The organism is Streptomyces sp. SYP-A7185 (assembly GCF_046103685.1).
In the GTDB taxonomy this organism is placed as follows: domain Bacteria; phylum Actinomycetota; class Actinomycetes; order Streptomycetales; family Streptomycetaceae; genus Streptomyces.
This window is the reverse complement of sequence record NZ_CP122310.1, coordinates 7,147,621-7,167,487: the sequence shown is the minus strand read 5'-3', so window position 1 is coordinate 7,167,487 and position 19,867 is coordinate 7,147,621. Positions and strand designations below refer to the sequence as shown.

Genomic DNA, 19,867 nt, shown 5'->3' with positions numbered 1-19,867 from the left:
CCCTGCGTTACCTGAGCGTTATCGAACGACAGGTATGTAACAGAAACACCCCCTGACGCAACGCAAACGCCTCACGGAGTGTCACACTCCGGCCGCCTTCGCGAGCTCCTCCTCGATCAGGTCCGCGGCCCCGCGGGTGCCGCCCTCCCCCGCCATCCCGGCCCGCACCTCGCCGAGGCGGCGCGCCACCTCCGGGTCTCCGACCAGGGCGAGCACGGCCTCCCGCAAGGTCTCCGCGGTGGCCTCCGCCATCGGTACGTGCCGGGCCACCCCGAGGGCCTGGAGCATGTCCGCGTTGCCGAACTGGTCGACGGCCTGCGGTACGGCGACCATCGGCGTCCCCGTGGCGAGCCCCTCCTGGCTGCCGCCCGCGCCGGCGTGCGTGATGAAGGCGTCGGCCTGCTGGAGGACCGCGAGCTGCGGCACCCACTGCCGCACCTCCACGTTCCCCGGGATCTCCCCCAGCTCACTCGCCTCGACGTGCTTGCCGACCTGGAGCACCACGTGCCACCCCGGCAGATCCCCGAACGCCTTGACGCACTCACGGTAGAAATCGGGCTGCTTGGTGAAGGCCGAGCCGAGCGAGACGAGCAGCACCTTCTCCGCGCCGGCCGGCCGGCGCCAGTCGCCCTGCGCCGAGCGGTCGCCCTGGCAGGCGCCGACGAACGTGTGCACCGTCTCGTCGACCCGGTCGGCGTTCGGCTGGAGCGCCTTGGGGATCAGGACGAGCGAGCGCGGCGGGCGGCCGACGAAGGGATCGGGGTGCTGCGTGATCCCGTTCTCCGCCAGCCAGGCCCGGAAGCGGGCGTAGTAGGCCTGCCCGCGCTCGGTCTCCTTCAGGCCCGCGTACATCGGCTCGGCGACCTCCTCCTCGTAACCGTCCCAGGCGACCAGGTTCGGCGAGAGGGAGATCTCGGGCACGCCCCACCGGCGGGCGAGCACGCGTGCGGAGTAGGAGGTGATGTCGTGCAGGACGAGGTCCGGTTCGTCGCCCTCGTACGCCGCCGCGAGCTGCGGCAGGGTCGCGATCGCCTCGGCGAGGAAGGGCTCGATGTTGTCGATCAGCTCGGTCCCCCAGGCCTCCGGGTCGGCGTCCGGGCCCGGCAGCGTCGTCTCGTAGAGGACCGGCTCGGCGCCGGTCTCGGCGACCTTCTCGGCGAAGAGGCGCGGGATCGCGTACGTGACGCGGTGGCCGCGGGCGACGAGCTCGCGGATCACTTCGAGGCTCGGGTTGACGTGCCCGTGGGCGGCGATGGAGAACATGGCGATGTGGGCACGCTGGCGTGAGGTCATGCCGAGACCTTAAGCGAGACGAGACGTCTCGTGCAACCCCAGGAGCGGACGGAATCCAACCGGCCCACCCGACCCGCGCGGCCCATCCAACCCGCGCAGCCCGTGCGGCCCGCCCGGTCCGGCCCCGCGCCTACTCGACGTCCACGCCACCGCGCGACGCCGCGTCGTTGTACCGCAGCAGGCACTCGGCGAACTTCTCCAGGTCCGGCGCGCTCCAGTCCGTCAGGCGCTCCTGGAACGCGACCCGGCGCGCGTCGGTGACCTGCGCGAGCACCTCGATGCCCCGGTCGGTGAGATGCAGCACGTGCACGCGGTGGTCGGCCGGGTCGAGCCGCCGCTCCACGAGCCCGGCCTTCTCCAGCGCGCCCACCTGCCTGCTGATCGTCGACTTGTCCAGCGTGTAGTGCGTCGCGAGGTCCGTGGCCCGGCAGCCGCCCTGATACTCCAGGTGACTCAGGAGCGTGTACGACACGAGCGACAGCTCGGGATGCATCCGCGCGGCGGTGGCGCGGGCCCGCCGGGCGAACGCCGTCATCTCCCGCTGAATGATCTCGATGGATCCGTCTCGGTCGGCCACGATTTCTCCCTCTCCGCGAATGGTTGTACAGTACAACACCGAGATTGAGTGTATAAGCCAACTATCGCGAGAGGTCTTCCGATGACCGCCACCTCGGCGCCCGCCCACAAGGCATCTGCCGGCCCGGCAACCCCCTCCGGACCACTCCGCCACGTCCTGCTGCACCTCGTGACGCCCCTGCTGATGTGCCTCGGCATGGGCCTCGCCTACATGGGCGCGTTCGTCACGCCGGAGCCGCACGACCTGCCGATCGCCGTCGTCGGATCGGGCGAGCGGACGCAGGCCCTCGCGCAGACCGTGAAGGACGAGGCGGGCGACGCCCTCGACGTGCGGACCGTCGGCACCCGCGCCCAGGCGGTCGACGCGCTGAAGTCACTGGACATATCCGGGGCCTACCTCCCCGACGCCAAGACCCCCGAGGTGATCGTGGCGACCGCGGGCTCCGACATGAGCGCCATGGCGGTCGAGAAGATCTTCACGCCGGTCGCGGCGGAGCGTGGCGTCCCGCTGAAGGTCACCGACGTCGCGCCCACCGTCGACGACGACCCCACGGGCCAGGGCCTGTTCTTCCTGCTCGTCGCGGTGAGCATCGGCTCGTACGCGTCCGTGGCGGCGCTGGGGGCCGCGGGGGCCGGGATGCGGATGCGGGCCAGGGCGGGGCTCGTCGTCGGCGTCTCGTTCGCCGTGAGCCTGATCGGCGCGGCGCTCGCCGGGCCCGTCTTCCACCTGGCACACCACGGCCTGTGGGGCGTGTGGGCCCTGGCGTGGCTGTACGCGGCCGGCATCCTCTTCGTCGGCATCGGGCTGCACACGTTCCTGAAGCGCTGGACGACGCTGGCGATGATGGTCCTCTTCGTGATGCTCAACTTCACCTCGTCCGGCGGCCTCTTCAGGCCGGAACTCCAGAACGGCTTCTTCGGCTCCCTGCACGCCTTCTGGAACGGCGCCGGATTCGTCGAGGGCCTCCGCAGCCACCTCTACTTCGGCGGCCGGGGCATGGCAGCGCACGTGTGGACGCTGGCGGCATGGCTGCTGCTCGGCCTGGTGATCACCGGTATCGCCGCGCTCTGGGAGCGACGGCACCGGCCGGCGGTGACCGCCCCCGCGGACGGCGGAGCGGCCGGGGACGCACGGCGGAAGCGGGAACAGGAGCAGGAGCAGGAGAGCGAGGAGGAGATGGAGGAGTCGGTCGCCGTGTGACGGCGACGGCCCCGGTTTCACGACGGCTCCACGACGAACTCCCTGACGGCTCCCTGACGGCTGTGGCCCCCGCGTACGGATGCGTACGCGGGGGCCACAGGGGTTACGGCGGTTACGGGCGTTCCGCGTAGGGCGGTTACGGACGTTCCGCGTACGGCGGTGCGGACGCGTGCGGCTGGTACGGCGCGGGGGCCGGGGCGTGCCGCGGTCCGTCAGGTGTGCCGTGGTGGTTCTGGGGCCGGTTCGACCTGCGCGGCCACCACAGTCCGCGGCCCAGGAGCGCGGCGAGCGCGGGCACCAGGACCAGGGAGAGCACGAGCGAGGAGAGCAGGATCCCCAGGCCGGTGGCGAAGCCGATCTCCTGGGTGGAGGGGCTCGCGGCCAGGCTGGCGAAGGAACCGGCGAGCACGATCCCGGCCGTGGCGACGGCGGGCGCGGTGTGCCGGACCGCCTCGGCCACGGCGTGCCGCGCCGGACCCGGCTTCGCCATCTCCTCCCTGATCCGGTCGGTGATCAGGATGTTGTAGTCGGTGCCGAGGGCGACGACGAACAGGAAGAGCACCAGGGGCAGCGTGAACGACACCCCGGGCCGGTCGAGGCCGTGCTGGAAGAGCAGCGTGCTCGCGCCGAGCGTGGCGACGAACCCGAGCCCCACGGCGATCATCAGCACCACCGGCGCCAGCAGGGAGCGCAGCAGCAGGAAGAGGATCACCGCGATCAGCAGGGCGGCGACCGGGAACACCAGGCGCAGGTCCTTCTCCACGGCCGTGGAGATGTCGGCGAAGACGGCGGCCGTGCCCGTGACGTAGGCCTTGGTGCCCTCCGGCGCGGTCCGGGACGCGGTGTCCCTGATGGGCCCCGAGACCAGGTCGCGTGCCTTCTGCGTGTCGGATTCGACGCTCAGGAACAGGTCGACCCGGGCGGCCGTGCGGTCCTTGCTGAGCACGGGCCTGCCCACCTCGCCGACGCCTTCCGTCTTGGCGAGGGCCCGGGTCATGCCGGTCAGTGAACTCTGCGCGAGGTCACCGCCTTCGGAGCCGCGTACGTACACGCTGTGCGGGTCGGACACTCCCGCGGGCAGGCTGCGGGAGATCTGCTCGGCGGTCCTGACCGCGGCGGTCTCGTGCAGGCCCTGCTGGTCGTAGCTCATCTTCATGCCGAGCGCGCCGGCGCCGAGCGCCCCGAGCAGCACCAGGCTGCCGAGCGCGTACCGCACGGGGCGTGCGGTCACCGCGTGCCCCAAGCGGGCGCTGAGTCCGTCGGTGCGCTCCTTCTTCCAGGCGCGTGCGGGCCAGAACATGCCGCGGCCGAGCACGGCGAGGAGCGCGGGCATGAGCGTGAGGCTGGCGAGGAGCATCACCAGGACGGAGATCGCGATGGCGGGGCCGAGGACCCGGAACTGGCCGAAGCTGGCCAGACCGAGCGTCGCGAAGGCGGCCACGATCGTCAGGGCCGCGGACGTGATCGCGCTGCCCACGCGCCCGGTGGTCTCCGCCGCGGCGGCCCTGGCGTTCTGCTCGGGATGGTTCCGCAGCTGCTCCCTGAAGCGGAACATCAGGAAGAGGAAATAGTCGATCCCGATTCCCAGGAGTACGACACCGATCAGCGAGGGAGTGGACGGGTCGAGGCTGATGCCGAAGAGCTTGGCCGCGCCGACCACGGCTCCCGACGCGACACCGCCGATGAGCGCGACCGCGACCAGGGGCACGAATGCGGCGGCCAGACTGCGGAAGACCAGGACGTTCAGGAGGACGATGAGTCCCATCGTCAGGCTGGAGACGACCTTCGCCGTGGGCTCCTCGGCATCCGTGTCGTCGGTCACGGACGCTATTCCGCCGGTGAATCCCACGCGCAGGCCGTCGGCGGCGAATTGGTCCTTCGCGCCGTCCCGGAATTTCTTGTAGACGTCCTGCACGCCCGGGTCGGCGGGATTTCCGGAGAGCGACACCGTCAGGAGCCGGAACGACTTGTCCGGGGCCACGGCTCCCGGCGCGACCCGCGGGGTCTGCGAGTGGTCCTTCATCAGCTCTTCGGGCTTCGGCGCGACGACCCGCTCACGGCCCAGGTCGGCGGCGGTTTCGGTGATCTTCCGCTGGTCGCCGGGCGTGAGCTTCCCGCCGTCGTCCCTGCCGACGAGCACGGTCAGGGCATTGGGGTCGGGCTTGGTGCCGAATTCCTCCTCCGCGATGCGCAGGGCGATCGCCGAGTCGTACTTCTCGGGCAGGAAATCCCCCGCCCGGGAATTGGTGACGTCGTACATCATCGTGTTCCCCACGAACGACAAGGCCGCTCCGAGGATGGTCCAGACGACGATCGTCAGCCATCGATGCCGGGTGGAGAACGAGGTGAGTGTGCGGATCATTTCTTGTCCCTGCTTTTCCCGGGGCGGCGGAATGGCCAGGAGAATTTCTCGAGGCTCCAACAGGTCATCACGGAGAACCACTTGAGAGCGTCGGCCGCCGGAAGGGGACGCACCCGTGACCGTGGTCCGGTGTTCCCCCGCGTCCAGTACCGGAGTACTGGGCGGAAGAACCCCAACCGCGGCGATTCCCGGCCCGGCGGTCCGGGATGTAATGGAGGCGAAAGACGGGAACATCAGGGCCCGCACCACCGCTCGACCAGGAGGCGCCCGGATGGGCCGTGACTTCTTCCCGCCGGCACCGCCCAAGGGCGGGCCGCGGCCGACGCCGGGCGACGTGGCGGTCGCCGTCGTCGCGGTGGGGTTCGACGTACTGGCCTACCTCGCTCCGGGCGAGGAGGCCCCGAAGGCGCCCTTCACCGTGCTCGGTGTGCTGCTGGTCGTCTCGTCCGTGGTCCCGCTGCTCTTCCGGCGCCATCACCCCGCGCCGGTGCTCGCCGTGGTCCTCGCCGTGCAGCTGGCCGTGAACCTGGGCCTGGTCATCGATCCGGGCACACCGATGTCGAACAGCTACGGGGCCGCCGTCACGGTGGCGCTCTACACCGTGGCCCGGTACAGCGGGCGGCGGGCCGTGGCGCTGGGGGTCCTCGGCACCGCGCCCGTGCAGCTCGCGCGGTATCTGAACAACGACGTGCCCTTCCTGGGCGTGGGCCTCACGGACGTGCTGGTCACGCCGTGCCTCGTCGTCGGCGTGGGCCTGGCCGTGCGGCAGTGGAAACAGCAGCTGGACATCAACCGCAAGCTCCTGGCCGACCGCGCGGTGACCGAGGAGCGGCGCCGCATCGCACGGGAGCTCCACGACATCGTGGCCCACCACATCACCACCATGTACCTGATGTCCGGCGGGGCCAGGTCGACCCTGGACCGCGATCCGGACACGGCCCGCGAGGCGCTGGTGACCCTGGAGGAGTCCGGCCGCACGGCGCTGCGGGAGATGCGCCAGCTCCTCGGGGTGCTGCGCAGCACCGACACCCCGGAGGAGGCGCCGTCCGAACCCCAGCCGGGGGTGGACGGCATCGAGCGGCTCGTCGCCGATTCGACCGCGGCGGGCCTGCCGGCCGAACTCCACGTCACCGGGCGGCCCGTGGCCCTGCCGATGCCGGTCGGTCTGACCCTCTACCGGATCGTCCAGGAGGCGCTGACCAACGCCCGCAAGCACGCCGGGCCCGCGCGCGCCACGGTGCGGCTCAGCTATCTCCCGGACCGCGTCACCGTCGAGGTGGCCGACGACGGCGCCGGGGACGGCAAGGCGTCCGGCGGCAAGGTGCCCGGCGGCGGCGAGGGCGGTGGGTACGGTCTGCTGGGCATGCGGGAGCGCGTCGCCCTGCACGACGGCTCCTTGCGGGCCGGCCCCTGCGAGGAAGGCGGGTTCGCGGTGACCGCGAGCGTGCCGCTGTCCACCGACACGTACGAGAAGGACGGGATCCGATGACTTCCCCCACCGAACCCGGGGCCGAGCGGGGCAGCGCGCCCGGCAGCGAGACCGGCAGCGCGCCCGGCAGTGAGACCGGAATCGAGTCCGGCGGTGAGACTGGTGGCGCGCCCGGCAATGAGACCGGAAACGAGTCCGGCGGTGCGTCCGACGGCATCACCGTACTCATCGCGGACGATCAGCCGCTGGTGCGGCGCGGGCTTTCGCTGATCCTGCTCTCGGACCCCGCCATCCGGGTCGTCGGCGAGGTGGGCGACGGCGAGCAGGCGGTCGCGGCGGCCCTCGAACTGCGCCCCGACGTGGTCCTGATGGACATCCGCATGCCCGTGCTCGACGGCGTCCGGGCCACCGAACGCCTGACCGCCGAGCTGCCCGGGTGCCGGGTGCTCGCGCTCAGCACCTTCGACATGGACGAGCACGTGGTCGGCGCCCTGCGGGCGGGAGCCGCGGGGTTCCTGCCCAAGGACGTCTCCCCCGAGGAACTGGTGGCCGCGCTGCGCACCGTCCACCGCGGCGAGGCCGTCGTCGCCCCGCGGCTCCTGACCCGGCTGCTGGCCACCTTCGTGACCCCGGCCCCGGCCTCGCACCCGCCGACGGCCGACCTCGCCGGGCTCACCCCGCGCGAGGTCGACGTGCTCCGCCTGATCGCCGCGGGCCTCGACAACACCGAGATCGCGCGGCGGATGGAGATCGGCGTCCAGACCGTGAAGAACCACGCCACCGGCATCTTCGCCAAGCTGGGCGTCCGCGACCGCGCGCAGGCGGTCATCGCCGCGTACGAGTCGGGACTGGTGCGGGCGGGCCAGGGAAACGGCTCCCGCCCCTGACCTGGCCCCGGCCTAGCGCTGGTACCTCTTGAGCACGAGGTTCCCGTCCTTCACCAGCCGTTTGCGCAGCTCGTCCAGGTCGATCGCCCCGCTGTAGTACTCCTGGAGCGCCGGTGTCGCCACCTTGTCCTTCCACTCCGCGTACCCGCGCACCGACTGCGCGGGCGCCGAGCGGAGGTCCTCCGCGAGCGCGGTGCCCACCGCCCAGTCGTTCTTCTTCGTGCGCAGGGCCGGGTCCTTCAGGGCCTGCTCGCCCGTCGGCAGCATCCAGTCGCCCCGGGCGAGGCGCACCATGTTCTTCGGCTGGAGGAGGAAGTCGATGAACTCGACCGCCTCCTTCTTGTGCTCGGTGTCCTCGGAGACCGACAGGGTCTGCGGGCTGACTCCTTGGGCGAGCCCCTCCGCTCCGGCCGGTGCGGGCAGCACCTGCCAGTCGAAGCCCTCGGGCGCCTGCTGGACGATCTGCTGGCGGTAGGAGAAGCCGAGCGGGACCATCGCGTACTTGCCGCCGAAGAAGCCCGGCAGCGTGTCGGAGCCGCCCATGCCGAGCGTCGTGCTCGATGCGCTCTTGTCGACGTTGACCTGATCGTGGACCGTGCGCGGCATGATCGCGTCGGCCTCGTCGAAGCGGATGTCGACCTTGCCGTCCGCGCCGCGGTGGAACATCCGGCCGCCGGTGGAGAGCGAGAGGTTGAGCGTCGCGGAGACCGGCTCCTTGAGCGGCCAGGCCACGCCGTACTTGCCCTTGCCGTCGCTCAGTTCCTTGGTCACCGTCCGGAACTCGTCCCAGGACCAGGGCTTCTCGGGCGTCGGGATCCGTACGCCCGACTTCTTCAGCCATGTCGCGTTGGCGATCAGGACGCGGGGTTCCTGGAGGAACGGCACGCCGTAGACGCCGTCCCCGAAGGTCGTCGTCCGCCAGCTCCGCTCGGGGATGTCGGACTTGAGGCGGTCGGGCAGCAGCTCGTCGAGGTCCGCGAGATACCCGCCGTACGCGAAGTCGGCCAGGTCGTCCGAGGCGTCGTGGATGATGTCGGGCGCCTCGCCGCCCTCGAAGGAGGTGAGGAGCTGGTCGTGGACGCTGTCCCAACTGCCTTGGACGTACTCGACCTTGACGTCCGGGTGGGCGGCGTTCCACTCCGCGACCAGTTCCTTGTTGGCGTCGACCGACTCCTTCTGCCAGGCAAGGGACTGGAAGCGCAGGGTGATCCGGCCGTCGTCGGAGCCGTCGGAGTCGCCGCTGCATCCGGAGAGCAGCAGCGCGAGGGCCGCGGTCACGGCGACGGTGAGGCGTGCGCGCATCAGCTCTTCACCGCCCCGGTCAGCATGCCGCCCGTGATCCGCTTCTGGATGATCGCGAAGATGACGAGCGAGGGAAGGGTGGCCAGGAACGCGGCCGCGGCGAGCGGGCCGAGGTCGGCGGCGCCCTCCGCGCCGATGAAGTGCGTGAGGACGACCGGCAACGTCTGTTTCTCCGGGGTCTTGAGCAGGACGAGCGCGAAGAAGAATTCGTTCCACGCGGTGATGAAGGCGAAGAGGACCGTCGCCACGATGCCGGGTGCGAGCAGCGGCGCGGTGATCGAGACGAGCGTACGCAGCTTGCCCGCGCCGTCGACCGCCGCCGCCTCCTCCAGCTCCGTGGGGACGGCGCGCACATAGCCCACCAGCATCCACAGCGCGAAGGGCAGCGCCCACACCACATAGACCATGATCAGGCCCGGCAGGGAGTTGATCTGGCCGAGGTTCTTCAGGACCAGGAAGAGCGGGATGATCACCAGGACGAAGGGGAACGCCTGGCTGACCACGACCCAGCCGGTGGCCGCTCGCGCCAGGACCGTGCGGTGGCGTGCCATGACGTACGCCATCGGGGTGGCGATGGCGACGGCGATGAGGGCCGCGCAGACCGCGGCGATCAGGGAGTTGCCCGCGGCGCGAAGGAGTGGCTGTTCGTCGAAGGCCTGGCGGAAGTTGGCGAGGGTGGGGTCCTTGGGGATCCAGGTGGGGTGCAGGCTGGCCAGCTCGCGCGGCGGTTTGAAGGCCGTGGAGATCAGCCAGAGGAAGGGGAAGGCCAGGAAGACGAGGTAGCCGAGGAGCGCGAGGTACTGCCCGGCGCGGGCGGGCTTGCCGGTGCGTGTGGTGCTCACTTCTCGTCGCCTCCCTTCAGCCGGCCCACGAGGTAGAAGGCGAGGATCACCGAGATCACCGCGACCATGACGCAGCCCATCGCCGCCGCGTAGCCGAACTGGCCGTAGCGGAAGGCCTCTTCGTAGGCGAAGAGCATGGGCAGGCGGGTGCGGCCGCCGGGGCCGCCGTTCGTCAGGACGTAGACGAGGGCGAAGGAGTTGAAGTTCCAGATGAAGTTGAGGGCCGTGATGGCGAGGGCGACCGGCTTCAGCGCGGGCCAGGTGACCGTGCGAAAGCGCCGCCAGGCGCCGGCGCCGTCCATCTCGGCCGCCTCGTGCAGTTCGCGCGGGGTGTTCTGCAGTCCGGCGAGCAGTGCGACGGTGGTCTGCGGCATGCCCGCCCAGATGCCCACGACGATCACCGCGGGCAGTGCGGTGCTCAGGCCCGTGAGCCAGTCGCGGCCGTCGCCGAGGCCGAGGTTGCCCAAGGTCTCGTTCAGGACGCCCGCGTCCGGGTTGTAGACCAGGCGCCACATGATGCCGACGACCACTTCGGGCATCGCCCAGGGGATGATCGCGAGCGAGCGCGCCAGCCAGCGGAAGCGCAGGTTCTGGTTGAGCAGCAGGGCCAGGCCGAGCGCCAGGAGGAACTGCGGCACGGTCACGCCGACCGCCCACAGCAGACCGATGCGGAACGAGTCCCAGAACAGGGTGTCGTGCAGAAGGTCCTGGAAGTTGAGGAGGCCGATCCATTCGGTGGGTTCGGTGCGGCCGGACTGGGAGTCGGTGAACGCGAGCGTGATGCCGTAGAGGAGAGGGCCCACGCTCAGGATCAGGATCGGGATCAGTGCGGGAAGCACCAGGAACCAGGCGCCGTGGTCCGCGCCTCTGCGGGCGGACGCGCCGTTCGCTGACCGCTTCGTCGCGGTCGCCAATGTCACGGAATCGGCTCCTTTGGGCGGCTCATCGGGGTTTGGCCGCCCACGCGGCCCCCGTCATCGTGCTGATGGGATCTTGATACGTCAAGCAGCTGCGCAGGCCCCACAACGGCGTGGCCTGTACGAATGGGACACTGTGCCCCGGTCCGCGTGAAGTACGCGGCGAGCGGTGCGGGAGGCAACGGATGGACGAGGCGCGGGCACGGGACGTACTGGCCGCCGCGGGGCTCGACCGGGAGGCGGCGCTGCTCGCGCTGGGCGAGAACGCGGTGTTCGGCAGTGGCGGGTCGGTGGTCAAGGTGGGGCGTGCGGCGCCCGAGCTCCTCGACCGGGCGCGGCGGGAGCTGCGGATCGCACGCTGGCTGGAGGACTCGGGGGTGCCCGCGGTGCGGGCGGCCGAGGACGAGCCCCGGCTGGTGGACGGCCATCCGGTGACGGTGTGGCACCGGCTTCCGGAATCCGTGCGGCCCGCCGAGCCGCGCGACCTGGCCGCACTCCTGCGCCTGGTGCACGCGCTGCCCGCCCCGGAGTTCGAGCTGCCCCGGCGCGAGCTGCTCGGCGGGGTCGAGCGGTGGCTGCGGCTCGCCGGTGACACCATCGACGCGGGGGACGCGGACTACCTGCGCGAGCGCAGGGACGGCTTCGAGGCGGCGGCAGCCGCGCTCACCCCGCGCCTCACCCCCGGCCCCATCCACGGCGACGCACTGCCCCGCAACGTCCTGGTGGGCGCGGAAGGACCGGTCCTGGTGGACCTGGAGACCTTCTCCGCCGACCTGCGGGAGCACGACCTGGTGGTCCTGGCGCTCTCCCGGGACCGGTACGGTCTGGCGCCCGAGGCGTACGACGCGTTCGTCGCGGAGTACGGCTGGGACGTACGGGAGTGGGACGGGTGCGCGGTGCTCCGGGGCGCCCGGGAGACGGCGAGCTGTGCGTGGGTCGCCCAGCACGCGCCGACCAATCCGAAGGCCCTGGCCGAGTTCCGCCGCCGGGTCGCCTCGCTCCGGGACGGGGACACGGCGGTCCGGTGGTATCCGTTCTAGGGTGCCGGGCCGTCAGACGCCGGACGCGCTGAACTCCTCCCGGAGCGGCCAGGTGCCGTCCACCACCGCGTCGGTCTCGCCCTTCTTGCGGAGGAACTTCTGGAAGTCCGCCGCCCACTCGGCGTACCAGTCGATCTGACGGCGGTGCAGCTCCGCCGGGCCGAAGGCCGCCAGCTTGGGGTGGCGATCGGCTATCGCGGCGGCCAGGTGGGCCGCGGCCAGGGCGTCGGCGGTGGCGTCGTGCGCCGCTTCCAGCCGCACGCCGTACTCCGCGCAGACCGCTTCCAGGTTCCGCTTGCCCTTGCGGTACCGCTCGACGGAGCGGTCGATCGCGTACGGATCGATGACCGGGGCCGGTTCCGCGCCGCCCAGGCGCTCGCGCAGGGACGGCAGGCCGTGCCGGTGCAGCTCGGCGGAGAGCAGGGTCAGGTCGAAGGTCGCGTTGTACGCCACGACCGGGACGCCCGTCTGCCAGTACGAGACGAGGACGGCCGCCATCGCGTCGGCGACCTCGGCGGCCGGTCTGCCCTCCGCGGCGGCCCGTTCGTTCGAGATGCCGTGCACCGCGACGGCCTCCGCCGGGATCTCGACCCCGGGGTCGGCGAGCCACTCCCTGCGGCCCAGCGTCTCGCCGGCCTTGACCTCGATGACCGCGCCCGTGACGATGCGCGCCTCGCGCGGGTCCGTCCCGGTCGTCTCCAGGTCGAAACCGATCAGCAGCTCCCGGTGCCAGCCCATGGCCGCGCCCCCTATCTCTGTGGTGCTTTCCCCCATTGACCACCACGATCCCACGCGCCACTGACAATCCGAGTGGCGCGTTCCGCTTGCCGCCCCGGCAGAGCGCGCGGACGGCCCGGACCCCACGGCTCAGGAGACCGGCCGCGAGTCCGCCCAGGCGAGCTCGAACTCCTCCCGGTACGTCTCGAAGAGTCCGCTCTCGTCCGGCTCGTCCGCCTTCACCAGCCGACGGCCACCGCGCAGCACGAGCACCGGCGCCTCCATCCCGCGCGTCCTGCGCAGGTACGACTGGACGACCGCGATGCCGTCCGCGCCGTCCCCGTCCACCAGATACGCGGTGAAGCGCGGCGTCTCGTCGAACACCTGGATCTCGAAGGCACCCGGGTCACGCAGGCGGGCCCGCACCCGGCGCATGTGCAGGATGTTCATCTCGACGCCACGGCTCAGCTCACCCCGCTTCAGGCCCAGTTCGCGCTCCCTGCGCTTGACCGCGCTGCTCGCCGGGTTGAGGAAGAGCAGCCGCACCCGGCAGCCGGACTCGGCCAGGCGCACCAGGCGGCGCCCGGAGAAGTTCTGGACCAGGAGGTTCAGGCCTATCCCGATCGCGTCGAGGCGGCGGGCCCCGCCGAAGATGTCCTCGGCCGGGAACTGCCGCAGGAGGCGCACCCGGTCGGAGTGGACGCCCACCACGTCGGCGTACCGGTCGCCGACCAGGGACTCGACGGCGTCGACGGGCAGCCGGCGCGCGGAGGGCGTGTCGGTGCCCGCGCCGAGTATGTCCAGGAGCTTGGCCGAGGCGCGCTCGGCCTGGGCGAGCACGGCGGTGGACAGCGCGCGGTTGCGCGAGACGACGTTGCGGGTCACTTCCAGCTCGTCCAGGGCGAGCTCGACGTCCCTGCGGTCGTCGAAGTACGGCTCGAAGCACGGCCAGTGCTGCACCATCAGCTCGCGCAGCTGGGGCAGGGTGAGGAAGCTGAGGACGTTGTCGTCGGCCGGGTCGAGCAAGTACCCCTTGCGGCGGCTCACTTCGCGTACGGCGACGGCCCGCTGGACCCACTCCTGCCCGGCGGGTCCGGCGGCGGCGACCACCCAGTCGTCGGCGTGGACCGGTTCGTAGATGGGTCGCAGAACAGCGGCCACGACCGCGCGCAGCCGCTGCTCCACGAGATTCAGCCAGATGTAGGCCCGCCCGGCGCGCTGCGCGCGTGTGCGCACCTCGCGCCAGGCCTCGGCGCCCCAGTCCAGTTCGGGTCCGATCTGAGATCCCATCTCCATCGGCCGCGCCAGGGACACCGCTCCGGGCGGGCCGTCCGCGGAACTCCCCTCGTGACCCTCGTCACCAGGGGGCAGTTCCCGCCCTCCCGAGCTCACTCAGCGCACCCCTTCCGCTCCCCAGAGCACTCCCCCGTTCAACGATCAAGGAAGGGTACTCCGGGAGCGGCGGGCGGTGCAGCCGGATGGCAAGGGTGGATTCTCAACGACCCAGCGGAGGCTGGCCGTTCTGGCCGGCGAGCTCCTGCGGAGTGAGCGGGCTCATAGCGGTCACGTCGCGCGCGGCCAGCGAGAAGCCCTGCCAGTGGACCGGCATCGGCTGCTGGTCCTCGTCACGGGCGATGTGGTGGAAGCCGATGTGGACCCAGGTGACCGGGTGGGTCAGGGACTGGCCGTTCACCCACTTGTCCACGCTGGTCGGCGCGCCGCCCGCGCAGCCCGGGTTGTTGCTCGCGTACTGCTCGCACTTCTTGTACTCGGTGAAGTACACGTCGTGCTTGGTGAAGGGGCGTCCGGCGTGCTTGCTGCTGGCGCCGGGCACGATCTCGTACGAACGGGGGTGGCCGTCCTTGTTCTTGCCCGCGCCGCTGACCACGCGCCACCAGCGCATGTCCTTGCGGTCACCGGCGAGTTCCTTGGTGACCTTGGTGCGGGTGGTCTTCGTGGTGGGGCTGCCCTGGCCGGTGGGCGGGGTGACCTTGGAGTCGTACTGCTCGACCTTGGCCTTCGGGGAGCCGTCCAGGCCGAAGTTGAGCCGCCAGAAGACGTTGTGCGCGTGGCTCTCGGCCTTGGCCTGGTCGCCCTTGCCGATGGGCCAGCCACGGCTGTCGCCGCCGTCGTAGTCGTACGGCGAGAGGCTGCCGGTGGCACCGACCTGGGAGGTGATGGTGCCGTCCGAGGAGAACCGCCACTCGGTGATGTACTCGTACCAGGAGGCCTTGTTCACGGTGTAGACGAGCAGGTCCTTGCCCTGGCCCGTGTAGACCTTGCCGGTGCCGCCGGTGCTCTCGTCGTCGTTGAGGCGGTACGCGTGCCCCCGCGCGCGCGTGGTGGCGCACAGCCCCTTGACGTTGCCCCGCTGCGGGACCTTCACGGTCTTGATGGTGCCGCCGGGGCACTCGCCGGGGTTCAGGTTCTGGAGTGCCTGGCCGAAGTCGGTGCCGGTGACGTCGTCGTACTCGGCCTCGCCGTCGTCGTAGGGCACGTGGACCTGCGCGAGCCGGGCGCTGGTCAGGACGGGTATCGGCTTGGCCTCGCCCTTGGGCTGGTAGCTGATCTTGTCGAGGATCAGACCGGAGAGCGTGTTGTAGTGCCAGCACATGCGCCAGGTCGTGCCGCCGTCGACGGTCTGCTCGATCTTGTAGGCGTCACTGCAGTCGGCGGCCGCCGCCGCGGGGGCGGCGGGCGCCTGCGGCAGGGCCGATGCGGGTGAGGCGGCGGTGAAGGCACCGCCGATGAGCGCGGAGACCGCGAGGGCCATGGTGGCCTTCTTGCGGGCGCGCGAAAGTCTGTTGACGTGCATTGCGGTGAGAACTCCCTCGTACGAGGAGAAGCAGAAGTGTGGTGTGGTGCGCGCGGCCGGAATCAGCCGAGGCGGCCCACGGAGCGGCTGCTCAGGTCGACGACGAGGGACCGGGTGTCGATCCACGGGCCGTTCTTGACCTTGGTGACGACCTGGAGGCACCGGTGCTTGCCGCACTCGGCGAGCCCCGCCGGGACGCGCTCGACGGTCTCCTTGCGGAAGACCATGCCGCTGAGCTGGAGCTGTCCCGGGCCGGTCAGCGCCTTGCCCGTGGCGTGCTTGAAGTCCTGCTTCAGGCCCTTGCCCAGCGGGTCGGCGATCAGGAGCTGCGCGCCTTCGGCGAGCTCTTCCTGGCTGGGCGGCGGCTGGACGTTCTGCGCGGTGTTCGTGTCCTCCACCTTGCCGGTCTCGACGTTGACCGTCTTGGTGATGACCGCGTCCTTCTTGTAGTCGTAGTAGACGACCTCCGCACGGCGCGGGGCGGCGGCGCCCGTGTCGGTGGGCTCCGGCTCGCTCAGGTTCGTCGACAGGAGCTGCGGACCGCGGTCGCCCTCGACGTCCCTGGCGCTGGAGCGCATGCCGCCCGTCACCGACGCCTTCTCGGCGCGCTCGATCTCGGCGTCGGTCAGCGGATCGCTGCCGATGCCCTTCTCCCCCTCGTCGGGCGCGGCCTCGACCACGCCGTCCTTCGCGATCGCGTTCTGCTGCGCGTCCGCCGCGTTGGCCCGGCGGTCCCCCGACTCGCCCGCCCCCGGAAGTGTGACGCCCACCAGCACCGCGGCGGCGGCCACGGCCACTGCCGCGCCCGCCATCACCTTGCCCAGGTTGCGTCTGACTAGCTCTCGCACTTACTCCCCTTTTCCCCCACGAGCCCCGAGAAGGGGCATTCCGAGTATGTGGTCGAGGGGTTAGACGGGTGCAACTCCCGCGTGGTTGCCCCACTTTCGGGGAGACTCTGACCAAAGTCACCCCGAGCCGAGGGGGCGGTAGTGGAAGAGTCGGATGCATGCAGGTGTGGCCAGGGCAGGCGTATCCACTCGGTGCCACGTACGACGGCGCCGGAACGAACTTCGCGGTCTTCTCCGAGGCCGCCGACCGCATAGAGCTCTGTTTGTTGCACGACGACGGCTCGGAGACAGCCGTCGAGCTGCGCGAATCCGACGCGTTCGTGCTGCACGCGTACCTGCCCGGCGTGATGCCGGGCCAGCGGTACGGCTTCCGTGTGCACGGCGCGTACGACCCCGCGCAGGGACATCGCTGCAATTCCGCGAAGCTGCTTCTCGATCCGTACGCCCGCGCGGTCAGCGGCCGGATCGACTGGGGCGAGGAGGTGTACGGCTACCGCTTCGGCGATCCGGACAAGCGCAACGACATGGACTCGGCGCCGCACATGATGACCTCCGTGGTCGTCAACCCGTACTTCGACTGGGGCGACGACCGGCCGCCGCGGACCCCGTACAACGAGACCGTGCTCTACGAGGCCCATGTGAAGGGCCTCACCATGCGGCACCCGGACCTTCCCGAGGAGCTGCGCGGGTCGTACGCGGCGCTCGCGCATCCGGCGGTCATCGATCACCTCGTGCAGCTGGGCGTGACGGCCCTGGAACTGATGCCGGTGCACCAGTTCGTGAACGATCACCGTCTGGTCGACATGGGCCTGAACAACTACTGGGGCTACAACACGATCGGTTTCTTCGCGCCCCACAACGCCTACGCCTCCTGGGGCGACCGGGGCGAGCAGGTCCTGGAGTTCAAGCAGGCGGTGAAGGCGCTGCACGAGGCGGGCATCGAGGTGATCCTCGACGTCGTCTACAACCACACGGCCGAGGGCAACCACCTGGGCCCCACGCTCTCCTACAAGGGCCTGGACAACGCCTCGTACTACCGCCTGACGGACGATCCCCGCTACTACATGGACACCACGGGGACCGGCAACTCCCTCCTGATGCGGTCGCCGCACGTCCTCCAGATGATCATGGATTCGCTGCGGCACTGGGTCACCGACATGCACGTGGACGGCTTCCGCTTCGATCTCGCGGCGACGCTCGCCCGGCAGTTCCACGAGGTGGACCGCCTGTCGTCGTTCTTCGACCTCGTGCAGCAGGACCCGGTGGTGAGCCAGGTGAAGCTGATCGCCGAGCCGTGGGACGTCGGCGAGGGCGGCTACCAGGTGGGCAACTTCCCGCCGCTGTGGACCGAGTGGAACGGCATGTACCGCGACACCGTGCGTGACCTGTGGCGGGGCGAGCCGCGCACCCTCGCGGAGTTCGCGTCCCGGCTCACCGGCTCGTCCGACCTCTACCAGGACGACGGGCGGCGCCCGCTGGCGTCGATCAACTTCGCCACCTGCCACGACGGCTTCACCCTGCACGACCTCGTCTCGTACAACGAGAAGCACAACGAGGACAACGGCGAGGACAACCAGGACGGCGAGAGCCACAACCGCTCCTGGAACTGCGGCGCCGAGGGCGAGACCGAGGATCCGGAGGTCCTGGCGCTGCGCGAGCGGCAGATGCGCAACTTCATCGCGACGCTGATGCTCTCCCAGGGCGTCCCGATGCTCAGCCACGGCGACGAGTTCGCCCGCACCCAGGGAGGCAACAACAACGCCTACTGCCAGGACAACGAGATCGCCTGGGTGCGCTGGCCGGAGGGCGAGTGCGGCCAGCTGGAGTTCACGCGCGCGATGGCGTGGCTCCGGCGCGACCACCCGGTCTTCCGCCGGAGGCGGTTCTTCCACGGCCGGCCGGTCGAGGGCACGCACGACGAGCTCTCGGACATCGCGTGGTTCACGCCGGAGGGCGAGGAGATGACGCAGGAGGACTGGGACGCCTCGCACGCGCGGGCGCTCACGGTGTTCCTGAACGGCAACGCGATCTCCGAGCCGGGCTCGCGCGGCGAGCGGATCACCGACGACTCGTTCCTGCTGATGTTCAACGCGTCGCCGGAGCCGCTGGAGTTCGTCGTGCCGGTCAACCACGGCCGCCAGTGGCAGGTGGTCGTGGACACCTCGCGGGCGGAGGGCGTGCCTCCGGACACCGGGCCGAAGGCCGAGGCCGGTGACCGTCTGACGCTCGCCGACCGGAGCCTCACCGTCCTCCAGCGCCCGGCGTGAGCGAGGGAGCGGCGTTCGCGCCGCCGTCCGCCGCGGGGCGGGCGGCCAGCGCGACGAGGAACGCGACGACGGCGGCCACGCTGCCGAGCGCGAACGCCGCTCCGGGGCCGTGGGACTCGGCCAGGCGGCCCGCCACGGCGAGCGTGACCGCCTGGCCGCCGACGAAGGCGCTGGCCGCGAACGTCATCCCCTCGGCGAGGCGGCCCGGCGGACAGGAGCGCTCGGTGAGCGCGAAGCCGGTGATCAGGTTCGGGGCGTAGACGGCGCCGAACACGGTCACCACGAGGTACAGGGCGAGCAGGCCGTCCGTCCACACCAGCGGCAGCGACAGCAGCGCCGCGGCGGCCGTCGCCACGCGCCAGCGCGCGTGGAGGCCGAAGCGCTCGGGCAGCGCGGCCATGGACAGGCCCACGACGGCGCTCATGACGCCCATGGCGGCGTAGACGAGGCCCGCCTGCCCCGGTTGCCCCAACTCCTCGGTGCGGGCCGTGATGCCCGCTCCGCAGGCGCCGAGGAGCACCCCGACAAAGACCAGCCCGACCCGTACGACGACGACCTGGCGCGGCAGCCGTTCCCGGCCGCCACGCGCGCGTGCCGCTCGCCCCGGCACCGGGGCGGTCCGCGCCGTCCGGCCCGTGGGATGCAGCGCGAAGCCGGAGCCGCAGACGGCGACCAGGAGGGCGGCGGCTCCGAAGGCGTACGCCGGGTGGCCCGCCACCGCGGCGAGGCCGACCACGGCGGGGCCGAGCACGAAGGACAGCTCTTCCATCGTGCTCTCCAGGGACAGCACGGTGTCGACCAGCCGGTCGTCGCCGCCCGCACGGCGCACCAGCGGGACGGCGCGGGCGCGGGCCAGCGGGCCGATGCCGGGGATGCTCGCGCCGGCGAGCACGGCGAGGACGACGAGCGCCGGGGTGGGCAGCTTCAGGAGGGCGCCGAGCGTGTACACCGCGATGGCCACGGCGTTGAGCAGCGAGAAGCCGAGCACGACGGCGCGCTGGCCCCGCCGGTCGGCGAGGCGGCCGACGAGCGGGCCCATGGTCACCTGGCCGAGCGCGAGGGCGCAGGCGACCACACCGCCCGTGGCGAGCGATCCGCTCGTCTCGGTGACAAGGAGGACGCTGCCGAACTGGATCATGGCCACGGGGAGCCTGCCGAGGAACGAGATCACCGGGAGGAGCGCCCCGGTGTGCCCGATCACCTCCCGGTAGGTGTCCAGGAGTCCCGGGGTGCTCGCGCCCCCGGCGCCGCCTCTGTCCCCGTGCCCGCCCTCGTGCCGCCCGTCCCGCGCGACCTGTGCTTTCGCAGCCATCGTCCGAAGCTAGTCACCCCTTGACGGCCAGAAGCATGAGTCGATGGCACGAAACCCCG

The 19,867-nt window shown here is 71.2% G+C and carries 16 protein-coding genes; 5 read left to right on the top strand and 11 right to left on the bottom strand.

What is annotated here, in order from left to right; translation table 11 throughout:
• Positions 1-81: 81 nt before the first annotated feature.
• Both mgt and QBL25_RS31405 read right to left on the bottom strand, forming a co-directional pair.
• Positions 82-1,293 (bottom strand): macrolide-inactivating glycosyltransferase, encoded by a 1,212-nt coding sequence (mgt, locus tag QBL25_RS31410; RefSeq protein WP_409060310.1) that lies wholly within the window; start codon positions 1,291-1,293, stop codon positions 82-84.
• A 130-nt stretch (positions 1,294-1,423) separates the two neighbouring features.
• Positions 1,424-1,870 (bottom strand): MarR family winged helix-turn-helix transcriptional regulator, encoded by a 447-nt coding sequence (locus QBL25_RS31405; protein ID WP_409060309.1) that lies wholly within the window; start codon positions 1,868-1,870, stop codon positions 1,424-1,426.
• Positions 1,871-1,951: 81 nt separating this feature from the next.
• Between QBL25_RS31405 and QBL25_RS31400 the strand changes: the two genes are divergently transcribed.
• Positions 1,952-3,070 carry a hypothetical protein gene (locus tag QBL25_RS31400; protein ID WP_409060308.1) on the top strand — a complete coding sequence of 373 codons (1,119 nt, stop codon included), beginning with the start codon at positions 1,952-1,954 and terminating at the stop codon, positions 3,068-3,070.
• A gap of 136 nt (positions 3,071-3,206) precedes the next feature.
• Here the strand turns inward: QBL25_RS31400 and QBL25_RS31395 are convergent, their stop codons facing one another.
• Positions 3,207-5,432, bottom strand: coding sequence for an MMPL family transporter (locus QBL25_RS31395; protein WP_409060307.1), 2,226 nt, complete (start codon positions 5,430-5,432; stop codon positions 3,207-3,209).
• Between the two features lie 271 nt (positions 5,433-5,703).
• Between QBL25_RS31395 and QBL25_RS31390 the strand changes: the two genes are divergently transcribed.
• Together QBL25_RS31390 and QBL25_RS31385 are read left to right on the top strand one after the other, a co-directional pair.
• The gene (locus tag QBL25_RS31390) at positions 5,704-6,921 is read left to right on the top strand and encodes a sensor histidine kinase (RefSeq protein ID WP_409060306.1); all 1,218 of its coding nucleotides are present in this window, start codon (positions 5,704-5,706) and stop codon (positions 6,919-6,921) included.
• The gene (locus QBL25_RS31385) at positions 6,918-7,748 is read left to right on the top strand and encodes a response regulator (RefSeq protein ID WP_409060305.1); all 831 of its coding nucleotides are present in this window, start codon (positions 6,918-6,920) and stop codon (positions 7,746-7,748) included. Before QBL25_RS31390 ends, QBL25_RS31385 begins: the two co-directional genes overlap by 4 nt.
• A gap of 12 nt (positions 7,749-7,760) precedes the next feature.
• On the opposite strand, the gene QBL25_RS31380 is transcribed toward QBL25_RS31385, so the two are convergent.
• The 3 genes from QBL25_RS31380 to QBL25_RS31370 are packed head-to-tail and all read right to left on the bottom strand — an operon-like array spanning position 7,761 to position 10,812.
• Positions 7,761-9,050, bottom strand: a complete 1,290-nt coding sequence (locus QBL25_RS31380; RefSeq protein WP_409060304.1) for an ABC transporter substrate-binding protein — start codon at positions 9,048-9,050, stop codon at positions 7,761-7,763.
• Positions 9,050-9,892: a carbohydrate ABC transporter permease gene (locus tag QBL25_RS31375; RefSeq protein WP_409060303.1), complete on the bottom strand. Its 843-nt coding sequence runs from the start codon at positions 9,890-9,892 to the stop codon at positions 9,050-9,052. Before QBL25_RS31375 ends, QBL25_RS31380 begins: the two co-directional genes overlap by 1 nt.
• Positions 9,889-10,812, bottom strand: coding sequence for a carbohydrate ABC transporter permease (locus QBL25_RS31370; protein WP_409060302.1), 924 nt, complete (start codon positions 10,810-10,812; stop codon positions 9,889-9,891). The genes QBL25_RS31375 and QBL25_RS31370 overlap by 4 nt, the downstream gene beginning before the upstream one ends.
• Before the next feature lie 182 nt (positions 10,813-10,994).
• Here QBL25_RS31370 and QBL25_RS31365 point away from each other — a divergent pair, with 182 nt between their 5' ends.
• Entirely contained in the window at positions 10,995-11,849 is an 855-nt protein-coding gene (locus tag QBL25_RS31365) for a phosphotransferase enzyme family protein (protein WP_409060301.1), read from the top strand.
• A gap of 12 nt (positions 11,850-11,861) precedes the next feature.
• Here the strand turns inward: QBL25_RS31365 and QBL25_RS31360 are convergent, their stop codons facing one another.
• The 4 genes from QBL25_RS31360 to QBL25_RS31345 form a co-directional block, all read right to left on the bottom strand.
• Positions 11,862-12,587: a 3'-5' exonuclease gene (locus tag QBL25_RS31360; protein ID WP_409062838.1), complete on the bottom strand. Its 726-nt coding sequence runs from the start codon at positions 12,585-12,587 to the stop codon at positions 11,862-11,864.
• A 129-nt stretch (positions 12,588-12,716) separates the two neighbouring features.
• Positions 12,717-13,958: an SAV2148 family HEPN domain-containing protein gene (locus QBL25_RS31355; protein WP_409060300.1), complete on the bottom strand. Its 1,242-nt coding sequence runs from the start codon at positions 13,956-13,958 to the stop codon at positions 12,717-12,719.
• A 103-nt stretch (positions 13,959-14,061) separates the two neighbouring features.
• Positions 14,062-15,381 (bottom strand): copper amine oxidase, encoded by a 1,320-nt coding sequence (locus QBL25_RS31350; RefSeq protein ID WP_409060299.1) that lies wholly within the window; start codon positions 15,379-15,381, stop codon positions 14,062-14,064.
• A 62-nt stretch (positions 15,382-15,443) separates the two neighbouring features.
• Positions 15,444-16,229, bottom strand: coding sequence for a Tat pathway signal sequence domain protein (locus QBL25_RS31345; RefSeq protein ID WP_409060298.1), 786 nt, complete (start codon positions 16,227-16,229; stop codon positions 15,444-15,446).
• Between the two features lie 158 nt (positions 16,230-16,387).
• Here QBL25_RS31345 and glgX point away from each other — a divergent pair, with 158 nt between their 5' ends.
• Positions 16,388-18,496 carry a glycogen debranching protein GlgX gene (glgX, locus tag QBL25_RS31340; protein ID WP_409060297.1) on the top strand — a complete coding sequence of 703 codons (2,109 nt, stop codon included), beginning with the start codon at positions 16,388-16,390 and terminating at the stop codon, positions 18,494-18,496.
• Here the strand turns inward: glgX and QBL25_RS31335 are convergent.
• Positions 18,471-19,808 carry an MFS transporter gene (locus QBL25_RS31335; protein WP_409060296.1) on the bottom strand — a complete coding sequence of 446 codons (1,338 nt, stop codon included), beginning with the start codon at positions 19,806-19,808 and terminating at the stop codon, positions 18,471-18,473. The genes glgX and QBL25_RS31335 overlap by 26 nt on opposite strands.
• Positions 19,809-19,867: the final 59 nt, after the last annotated feature.